Source organism: Methanospirillum sp. (assembly GCF_035406105.1).
In the GTDB taxonomy this organism is placed as follows: Archaea; Halobacteriota; Methanomicrobia; order Methanomicrobiales; family Methanospirillaceae; genus Methanospirillum.
The window spans coordinates 1-10,026 of record NZ_DAONKG010000079.1 but is presented as its reverse complement, the minus strand read 5'-3'; the positions used below and the strand labels follow the sequence as shown (position 1 = coordinate 10,026).

General features: G+C 51.2%; 10 protein-coding genes and 1 tRNA gene. 3 read left to right on the top strand and 8 right to left on the bottom strand.

The window, feature by feature from the left end; all coding sequences use genetic code 11:
• Window positions 1-887: (Fe-S)-binding protein (locus tag PLA23_RS06285; RefSeq protein ID WP_324474473.1), on the bottom strand; the 887-nt coding region annotated here is incomplete at its 3' end.
• A 177-nt stretch (window positions 888-1,064) separates the two neighbouring features.
• Between PLA23_RS06285 and PLA23_RS06280 the strand changes: the two genes are divergently transcribed.
• Window positions 1,065-1,607 (top strand): HdeD family acid-resistance protein, encoded by a 543-nt coding sequence (locus PLA23_RS06280; protein WP_324331867.1) that lies wholly within the window; start codon window positions 1,065-1,067, stop codon window positions 1,605-1,607.
• 70 nt (window positions 1,608-1,677) lie between these two features.
• Here PLA23_RS06280 and PLA23_RS06275 read toward each other — a convergent pair whose 3' ends face one another.
• From PLA23_RS06275 to iorA, 6 genes are all read right to left on the bottom strand, one after another.
• On the bottom strand, window positions 1,678-2,793 hold the full coding sequence (locus PLA23_RS06275) for a 3-isopropylmalate dehydrogenase (RefSeq protein WP_324474471.1): 1,116 nt from the start codon (window positions 2,791-2,793) through the stop codon (window positions 1,678-1,680).
• Window positions 2,781-3,269 (bottom strand): 3-isopropylmalate dehydratase small subunit, encoded by a 489-nt coding sequence (locus PLA23_RS06270; protein WP_324331865.1) that lies wholly within the window; start codon window positions 3,267-3,269, stop codon window positions 2,781-2,783. The genes PLA23_RS06275 and PLA23_RS06270 overlap by 13 nt, the downstream gene beginning before the upstream one ends.
• Window positions 3,269-4,522 carry a 3-isopropylmalate dehydratase large subunit gene (locus PLA23_RS06265; protein WP_324474469.1) on the bottom strand — a complete coding sequence of 418 codons (1,254 nt, stop codon included), beginning with the start codon at window positions 4,520-4,522 and terminating at the stop codon, window positions 3,269-3,271. Before PLA23_RS06265 ends, PLA23_RS06270 begins: the two co-directional genes overlap by 1 nt.
• Window positions 4,503-6,038, bottom strand: a complete 1,536-nt coding sequence (locus PLA23_RS06260) for a 2-isopropylmalate synthase (RefSeq protein ID WP_324474475.1) — start codon at window positions 6,036-6,038, stop codon at window positions 4,503-4,505. The genes PLA23_RS06265 and PLA23_RS06260 overlap by 20 nt, the downstream gene beginning before the upstream one ends.
• A gap of 283 nt (window positions 6,039-6,321) precedes the next feature.
• Window positions 6,322-6,900 carry an indolepyruvate oxidoreductase subunit beta gene (locus PLA23_RS06255; RefSeq protein WP_324474467.1) on the bottom strand — a complete coding sequence of 193 codons (579 nt, stop codon included), beginning with the start codon at window positions 6,898-6,900 and terminating at the stop codon, window positions 6,322-6,324.
• Window positions 6,897-8,666 carry an indolepyruvate ferredoxin oxidoreductase subunit alpha gene (gene iorA / locus PLA23_RS06250; RefSeq protein ID WP_324328515.1) on the bottom strand — a complete coding sequence of 590 codons (1,770 nt, stop codon included), beginning with the start codon at window positions 8,664-8,666 and terminating at the stop codon, window positions 6,897-6,899. The genes PLA23_RS06255 and iorA overlap by 4 nt, the downstream gene beginning before the upstream one ends.
• Window positions 8,667-8,799: 133 nt before the next feature.
• Between iorA and PLA23_RS06245 the strand changes: the two genes are divergently transcribed.
• Window positions 8,800-8,873: transfer RNA gene (locus PLA23_RS06245), tRNA-Ile, on the top strand.
• Window positions 8,874-8,883: 10 nt separating this feature from the next.
• A complete protein-coding gene (locus PLA23_RS06240; RefSeq protein WP_324328517.1) occupies window positions 8,884-9,375 on the top strand; it encodes a hypothetical protein in 492 nt (163 codons plus the stop codon).
• Between the two features lie 10 nt (window positions 9,376-9,385).
• Here PLA23_RS06240 and PLA23_RS06235 read toward each other — a convergent pair.
• The coding region (locus PLA23_RS06235; protein ID WP_324474465.1) for a hypothetical protein at window positions 9,386-10,026 on the bottom strand (641 nt) is incomplete at its 5' end.

Here is a 10,026-nt window from a genome sequence, read left to right as displayed (position 1 = left end):
TTCATCTGCTGAAATTTCATCGCCCGGTCATGCTGGGTATGAAAGATACTACAGCAACAGCACAGCCGGTTATCCCCGGTATATCTTCTCTTATCCTCAACACAGGTAACACCGATGAGTTTCATGATATCTTCAAGCCAGTCTTTCCAGATCTCACCTTCCTTTGCGGCATACCGGGTGGTGCACCCTCCCTGATAGGCGATCTTCATATTCAGGGGAGTAATCTTATCCGGATGCTCCCTCAGCCAGTTTCTGATATACTCAAGGATATGCACCGGCCTGAAGGGGACCTCGATCCGCTGCTGGAGAGCGATCGTGGTAAGCACGTTATAACAGGCATCATGGGTGAACACGATCTCTGATACCCCGTATTCTTTCGCAGCATCAGCAAGGTTTTTGACCAGCGAGGGGAGGAATTCATACGGTCGTGAACCGCGTCCGAGATGTGTCTCGGTAAAGCCACAGCAGTACTCCCCGCCACCGATGAGGGTCGCATCATCAAACATCATACCGGTCAGGAATTCCTGCTGGGGGACAACCTCATAAATGCCACAGAGTGATATGAGTGCTCCTCTAGGTTTTCCAGGACGCACCATCTTCGGTTTTACGAGCCAGTCTGATGCAGGTTTTGCATTCTTCGGGATACCCAGCACCTGGGTCTGCTCCTGTCGCCAGAGGATCAGGTCCCAGGGATTTGCCCCGAGCGGGCAGTATTCATTGCAGGCTGCACAGGTGATACATTCTTTGAGTATCGGAGCCATCTCACCCTTGATAAGGGCACGTATCTGTTTTTTTGCCTCTGTTTCATCATATGAGACATAGGGGCACCGGGTCAGACACTCCCCTTTACACCGGGAAAAATCACACTTGGATGCATCAAAACCCATACGTGTCAATTGTGCTGTGAGGATATGAATCTGTTCTGAATCAATCCGTCTACCCTGAGAAAAGGGGATATGTGTTATTCCAATCCAGAAGATGCAGGATGGGACAGGAGATCGTGTGTATCATGACATCCGTATGAGCCGATGGAATTTAATATCCCATTCTCCGAGTACTAACTCATGGAACCAGAAGTCCTTACCAAAGGCAGTCTGCTTGCCCGTGGTATCTTTGCGGTGATCATTGGAATTCTCTGTTTCACAATTCCCCTTGCAATGGAAGCGGTTATTGCCTATATCGTTGGTATTTTCCTTCTCATCATATCCCTGATGACCGGTGGGATGAGTCTTTCATCAAACCAGCCCAGCCGGTGGCCGATTCTCATTCTTGCTATCATCGGAGTAATCATCGCCATTCTGACGTTTATTTCACCATTCTCGATGATTGTTGCGATCACCATTCTTATTGCTGCATGGGCAATAATCACGGGTATTACTGAGTTATTCGTTGCTTTTTCATTCAAAGAGCTTCCATTCAGGGCACTCCTCGGGGTAAACGGGTTTATTGGTGTCCTCTTTGGTATCCTCATCGGCTTTGCTCCGATCCCGACAGCTGGATCACTAGTCCTTATCATTCTGCTTGGGATCTACTGTCTGGTATTTGGTATCATCAGCATTATCGCCGGTCTGATGATGAAGAAGGGTGAGATGATTATTGCCTGTTAATCTTACAACCTGTCCTTATTTTATGGATGTGCGGTACCAATCCGGTATGAAAAAAGAGTGGTTATAGGATTTATGAATTTTTTATCCACGAGGCGATCCAGTCACCAACGCCACTGGTACTTGCAGATCCACCCATATCCTTTGTCACAACCTGCTCCCTGATGGATGCTTCTATGCCCTGCAGGACTTTGGCTCCGGCTTCCTTCTCACCCAGGTGGTCAAGGAGCATGGAGCCTGCCCAGATGGTTGCAAGGGGATTAGCTACATTCTGACCCTTGTACTTTGGTGCAGATCCATGAATAGGTTCAAACATGCTGGTTCCTGCCGGATTGATGTTCCCGCCCGGAGCAAGACCAAGACCTCCCTGTATCATGGCGCCCAGGTCAGTGATGATGTCTCCGAACATATTCGGGGTAACAACCACGTCAAACCACTCCGGGTTTTTGACAAACCACATGGTGATGGCATCAACAAAGGTGAACTCATGAGTAGTCCCCGGATACTTCGCTGCAGTCTCGAGGAATACGTCCCGCCAGAGGCCGTATACGTCAGACAGGACATTTGCCTTATCAACCGAGGTGACCTTTTTCTTTCTGTTCTGTGCCAGGTCAAAGGCATAGGATATGACCCGGCTTGCACCTTCCCGGGTAATAACTCCGATCTGGTATGCCAGTTCATCTGAATCGGTCTCGACGTCAAGACCGAATTTCACCGAGTAGATATCCCGTTTCACTTCCAGGGTCTTCTTTTCATGGCCCTTTAGTCTGGAGCCGATCCCGACATAAAAGTCCTCGGTATTCTCCCTGACGACGACAAAGTTGATGTCTTCCGGTCTCTTGTTTGCAAGCGGTGTCTCCACCCCGGCAAGCATCCGGATCGGTCGCAGGTTGATATACTGATCAAAGTAAAACCGGAGATTCAGAAGGATTCCTTTCTCCAATATCCCCGGCTTTACCCGGTCATCTCCGATGGCCCCAAAGTAAATGGCCTTATATTTCTCCAGTTCCTTCAGGTCATCTTCGGTCAGGAGTTCGCCGGTTGCAAGATACCGGTCTGCTCCGATGTCAAACCCGGTCCATTCGATATCAAATCCGAACTTTTCTCCTGCTGCATCCAGAACGGTTTTTCCTGATTCGATGATCTCAGGTCCTATACCGTCTCCACCGATGACCGCTACTTTATGCACAGATCTTCACTCCGGATTGTTTTTGCGTAGGCAACAAGCCCTCCAGCATCGATGATTCGCCTGAGAAACTCTGGAACCGGCTCAGTGGGCAGTTTCTTGCCGGAGACCTCCAGGTATCCTTCATCAAGATGGGGCACGACCTGATCAGCCTCCGTGATCTCGGATGCCCGTGGGCAGATGACCGGGAGTAGTCCGACATTGATGCTGTTGCGATAAAAAATCCGGGCAAAGGATTCGGCAACAACCATCTGTATCCCGGCACCGGTCAGGGCCAGGGGTGCATGCTCCCGTGATGATCCACACCCGAAGTTTCTCCCGGCGACAATGATATCTCCTTTTTTTGCCTCCTTTGAGAACTCGTCCCTGATCCCCTCAAAGGCATGGGTTGCAAGTTCTTTTGGATCATTGATGGTCAGGAACCGTCCGGGGATGATGGCATCTGTATCGATATTGTCTCCGAATTTCCAGACCCGCATCATTGCACCTCCCGTGGATCGGTGATCTCTCCCCGAATGGCAGTTGCTGCGGCGGTTGCGGCAGATCCAAGGTAGACTTTTCCTTCTGCTGATCCCTGTCTGCCCCTGAAGTTCCGGTTTGAGGTGGAGAAAGAGACCTCACCGGAGGCGATAAGTCCAAATGACCCTCCCATACAGGGCCCACAGCAGGGTGCCTCGACCAGTGCTCCGGCCATTACAAACCGCTCGATGATGCCTGCCCGGAGTGCCTTGAGATATTCTTCTTTTGATGCCGGGATGACCAGCACCCTCACATCATCGGAGAATTTTTTATCCCCGAGGACCTCTGCAGCCTCCTGCAGATCTTCAAACCGTCCGTTTGTGCATGATCCAATAAAGACCTGATCGACATGCGTCCCGGCAATGTCAGTCACGTTCACAACCTGGTCAACATTATGCGGGACTGCGACCTGCGGGACAAGGTCTGAGACATCATAGTCCCGCCATGATGCATACACGGCATCAGGGTCGCTGCTTATATTCTCATCCCGCCAGCTGCCCCTGCCGGAAAGGTACGCCCTGGTTACCTGATCTGGAGGCACAATCCCTGCTTTTCCTCCCATCTCAATCGCCATATTGCAACAGGTCATCCGTCCTGCCATGTTCATCGAACTGATGGTCTCACCGGTGAACTCGACCGTCTTATAGGTCGCACCATCGACGGTGATATCCTTGATGATAGAGAGGATGAGGTCCTTTGCCCCGACCCTTTTCTGGAAACTGCCAGTAACATCAGCACGGATACTCTCCGGAACCCGGAAATACAGACATCCGTACCGGAGTGCAAACCCCATGTCAGTTGATCCGACCCCGGTTGCAAATGCCCCGACTGCACCATACATACAGGTGTGTGAATCGCTGCCGATGACGATATCACCCGGAGAGACCCGTCCCTTCTCGAGTGTTACCTGATGGCAGACGCCTTCCCTGATATCATAATTGTAAATCCCCTGCTGTTTTGCAAATATCCGCATGTTTTTCTGGTTCTCTGCCGCGTTCAGGGAGTCTGCGGGGACCTGGTGGTCAAAGAGCATGATGATCCGAGATGGATCAAAGACCTTCTCGCCACCCATTTCATAAAACTTCTCGATTGCAAGCGGTCCGGTGATATCATGGATCATGGCTGCGCTGATTGGTGCCATAACCACCTCGCCTGCTCTCACATCCCGGCCACATCGTGCGGAGAATATCTTTTCAGTGATTGTTCCTGCCATTCCGGTACACCATATTTATTGCGTTCATCATCGCCTCTGTGGACGCTAACACCACGTCATCACCTGATGCAGCGGCATCAAACAGTCTGCCTTTCTCATCTTCGACCACCAGGGTGACATGACCGATTGCGTCACTTCCTTCAGATATTGCAGATATGTTAAACTCCTTTAAGGTGGCTGGTTTTGGAATCGTGCCTATTAATGCCTTTATTGCAGCATCGACAGCACCATTTCCGGTTTTGCAGCAGACCTCCTCCACACCGTTCACCCGTGCCCGCACCGTTGCTGTCGGGATCATGTGATTCCCGGTCATAATGGCAATATCCACCAGCTCGATATATCGCCCACCGGTTGACATCCCGGTCACGGTCTCAGCGATCTCATACAGGTCATGCTCGGTGACTTTCTTTCCTCGTGAGGATATCTGCTTTATCCTGCTGACGATCTCATCCATCTGGGCATCGTCAGGGTGTATGTGGACCTGATGTAACATCTCGCGAACGGCGTGCCGGCCCACATGTTTGCCCAGTTTCAATCTCCGACGATGCCCGACCATCTCCGGTGTCATGATGCCGGGTTCAAACGTACTGGCGTTTTCAATGACTCCCTGTGAGTGGATGCCGCTTTCATGCGAGAAGGCATACTCCCCGGTAACCGGATATGTCGGCGGGACCATGATGCCGGAGAACCGTGAGATCATCCGCGAGGTCTCAACCAGTCGTTCAGTCTGAATTCCCGTATCATACCCGAAGATGGATTCGATCACCATGACGGTGCAAGCTAAGTCTGCATTTCCTGCCCGCTCGCCTATCCCGTTCACCGTCACCTGAACCTGATCTGCACCGGCCTCTACCGCTGATATGGTATTGGCGGTTGCCATACCAAAGTCATTATGACAATGCACATCGATGGTTACCGGAATCTTCGGGCGTAATGCACGAATCGTCTCCTGCATGGAGGTCGGGGTTGCAACACCCACGGTGTCAGGTACATTGATAGCCGTGGCACCTGCCTCCACTGCTGCAGTGTAGACCTCGATCAGTTCATGGATTCCGGTCCTTGTTGCATCCATTGCAGAAAACAGCACCTTGTCTGCATGATCACGGGCATACCTGACGATATCTCCCGTGATGGCAACCACTTCCTCATGGCTCTTTCTGATGGTATGGACCCGTTGAACCTCTGAGGTCGGGATAAAGACATGCACCATGTCAACACCGGCATCAATGCACCGGTCAACATCCGATTGCACGGAACGTGCCAGACCGCACACTATGGAATTCAGCCCTTCCGCTGCAATGGCTTTCACGGTCGAGAACTCATCAGCTGATGATGCCGGAAACCCTGCTTCGATGACGTGGACTCCGATATCTGATAACTGATGGGCAATCTCGATCTTATCTGAAGGCGTAAATGACACACCCGGCGTCTGTTCCCCGTCACGGAGTGTCGTGTCGAAAACAGTAATTCTTCGTCTGCTTTGCTTATCGCTGGAGAAAGCGACCTGCCGTACCAGATGATACGACGTTCCCTGTCCCGGTTACGTTTTGAGACATGATCATACTGGTGGTATGTTACCGGGTATTAATGTTTGCGTTGCTGGTGCAAAGGATCGGAGGGTCGGTGCACCAAAAACAGAGAGCCGGATGAGGTGCAGAGGGGTGTGGTGTTCATGAAACCGGGATGCTTGCACCAGATTACGGGAATGCCCGTGTTCTGATTAGGCGTATATGGTATTCCCAATTGAGATCTTGCAATACCCGGATATCGATCAACAAAATATCAAAAAATAAATGCTATCATAGACTTTTTCCCGCTTCTCTCCCCATCTCGAATGCCTTCAGGTTCAGATCAACGGTCTTTGGCGGAACAGTCTTTCGAATTGCTTCCTGCAGGGATGCTTTCTGTAACGGGAGCATGGGCGATGCAGCACCAAGCATCACGATATTCTGCGTCAGGATATTTCCTGCCTGCTCAGCTATTGCACGGGAATCGATTATGTGTGCATGCCGGCTGCCCAGCATCTCAGTGAGCATCTCCTCGGTCGGTGCCGGATAGTCCTGCATGAAGACCGATGTGGGTATGACGTATTCTTTGCTTGAGTAGAGGATTCCATCAGGTTTTAACCAGTGTGCTGCCCTGACCGCCTCCATGAGGTCAAAGGATAGAAGGAGATCGGCAGTTCCAGGCGCAATCAGCGGACCATACTCCTGACCGATCCGGATCTGACTCTCCACCGATCCTCCCCGTTGTGCCATTCCATGTGTCTCTGCTCCCCTGACCGGGATGCCCTCTATCACGCAGGCCCTCCCAAGAATGTTGGAAGTAAGGATGGTTCCCTGACCTCCGATTCCCACAATCATCACATCAAAACTCATTCCCTCACCTCTCTTCCGATAGCGCCGACCGGGCAGATCTGCGCACACACCCCACACCCGGAACAGAGATCGGTAATTGATGCAAGGCCTCCTTTGAGTTCTATCGCCGGGCATCCGAATTTTATGCATGCTTTACATCCGATACACAGATCCTGATGAACGGTATAACGGCCCCGCACAATTTTCGCACGCTTCTCTGATATTACGCAGGGTTGACGGGCGATAACGACTTTCACACCAGGACGGGCCTTTGCTGCCTTCAGGACATCAATGAAGGTTACCAGATCATTCGGACTGACCGTCTCGACAAAGGATACTCCACAGGCGCGGCATATTGCCTCAATCGAGACCGCAGGGGTTGCAACGCCGCATGCAGTCAGACCTGTTGTCGGGTTTGGCTGATGACCGGTCATAGCGGTGATCCGGTTATCCAGGATGACCACGGTGATGGTTGCGCCATTATATACGGCATTGATGAGCCCCTGAATTCCGGTGTGCAGGAATGTTGAATCACCGATCGTACAGACAATATCCCGCTTCTCCCCGGCAAGGGACATCCCCGATGCGATCGTGATCGAAGCACCCATACAGATGGTGGTGTCAACCGTTCCCAGTTGGATACCGAGTGTATAGCACCCGATATCACTGGGAAATATCGCGTCACGGAATACTTTCTTCATCGCATACATGGCGGTCCGGTGCATACACCCTGCACAGAGGATGGGAGGGCGGACTGGAAGAGCTGCAGGGGCCTGTGCCGGCTGATAGCTGATTGCGGTTTCAAACCCTGCGGCCTGAAGATACGAGGCTATCCGGTCAGGTGCCAGTTCTCCTTCGTACGGAACATGACCGGTCATCTTCCCAAACACCGGAACCGTCCCACTGACCTGTCGTGCGACCTCCTCAATCACGGGTGCCAGCTCTTCTATCACCATCACTTTCTCATGCCGGCTGATGAATGCGCCAAGCCACTCCTGGTCAACCGGGTATGCACCAATGATTGCGACAGAGACATCAGGACCAATTACTTCCCTGACATACGAGGCCCCGACTCCGCCACAGATGACTGCCGTCTTTCCTTTTATCTCGTACCGGTTGTACCCGAGCTCAACCAGCCGTTTTCTAAGTGCCGGCTGTTTCTGGTTTAACTTCTGGTGAAGAATGCGTGTATGCGCGGGAATAACGACATACTGTCTGGCATCCTTTTCAAACAATGCAGTCCTATCTGAAACAACAATCCCGCCGAGATTCACGTCACTTTTTGAGTGACAGATACGGGTGGTGGGACGAAACAGGACCGGCAGTCGGAACTCTTCAGAGAGGGCAAATGCATCCCGCACCATATCATGAGCCTCCTGCAGGGTGGAGGGATCAAGACAGGGGATTTTCGCAAACATGGCATAACATCTGCTGTCCTGTTCATTCTGTGACGAATGGGCGAAGGGGTCGTCCGCACTCATGATGACAAATCCGCCTTTTGTTCCGGTATATGCCGATGTCATGAGGGGATCTGCCGCCACGTTCAAACCTACATGCTTCATTGTGCATAATGCCCGAAGGCCACACCATGATGCCGCAAGCGCCTCTTCGAACGCAACCTTCTCATTTACTGACCATTCAACCTTACAGGCGCAATCAGTGTCCATTCGCAGGGTATCAATCACCTCTGAAGAGGGTGTACCCGGATATCCACAGACCACATCGACGGCTGCTTCAAGGCATCCGTGTGCAATCGCCTCATTTCCCAGGAGATAATGTACAACCATAGAGAAACCCGGATCAAATTCTCTATGTATGTTACCTGTCCTGGTATGTGTCATGTTCTGTTCAGTACGCTCCACCATCCCGATGGTCTTCACAAGTTTTATTAACGAGCGGGTTCCACCTGATAAGAGCCTCGGGCCCGTAGCATAGCCAGGTGGTGCGCCCGGCTGATAACCGGGAGGTCATGCGTTCGAATCGCATCGGGCCCATTTCTGTTTTATGTCATATTCAGCATTTATTTCAAAGCAGTATCACATTCTTCTAATCGCATCAACCGGCCTTGTCCTGACGGTCCTATTCTATCTCATACAACAGCAGATTCTGGCCGGCATTGGTATCATTATGACCGGGACCCTCCTGCTTGGTGCACTTATATCGGCTGATGCAAAAAAGAATGCACGACCGATCATCCTTGCCGATCTGGCTCCTAATCACCGGGAGATAATTCTTGAAAATACCGGAACAAAAGCCGCGGACAGACTTGAGATCACTGCTGCGGGTATTGATGAACCCTGGTATATTGACCGCCTTGAACCTGATACAACCACCCGGCTGAGCCTTCCAAAGATGGTTGAGTCACTGATCGTCGAGGTGACCTATCAGGTGGAGGACAGCCCCCGGAAAAGCAAGGCCTTTCGTCTCGGTATGGCGGAGCCTGAACAGGATCCGTTCAAACCTGTGTTTCCTTTATTCAGCTGGAAAGGAAAATAAGCCGATCTTATTATGATCGGATATAGTTTATCGTTTTTTCAAGAGCTGACAGGAGTTCTTCCTGATTTTGCATGTACTGCTGCATCGCTTTATAAAGCATAAACATGGCTTCATACCCGTACAGGTCAATGACCTGGCGTGGGGTAATCTCTGCAAGATATGAGTCGATGACAAGATCATCAGCACTATACATAATCTCGTAGAATTTTCCGTCCTCTCCAAGCAGGCAGAACTGATCCTGAACAGCCCGTGACATGTTATCCGGCCGGTAGGGAACAGGCTCTGCACTTTTGCCCAGGATGATCATCTTTGTCGGGTAATGCCGTGGGTCGTAAATCTCGCCCTGATTGTCTTTCTTTCCTTTTTCAAGGAGTTCTATTCCTACCTTTGCAATTATCGGCGAAATCTGTGCTCCCATCCTGCCGAGCAGGTTCGCATCAAGATTTCGTATCTCTTCTGCATAGGCATCTATTGATGAATCATGGAGGTTTATTACCTCAATCAGCCGGTTAAATCCCCGCTCAATGATATCTTCCATGGTGATCCGGTAATACAGGTCATCCGGACAGGCAAAGAATCGTCTGATCAGTCTCTGACCGGCTGACCGATCAGGTAGTGCGGAGTGCAGCCGGTAATCAGCACGGTGCAGGA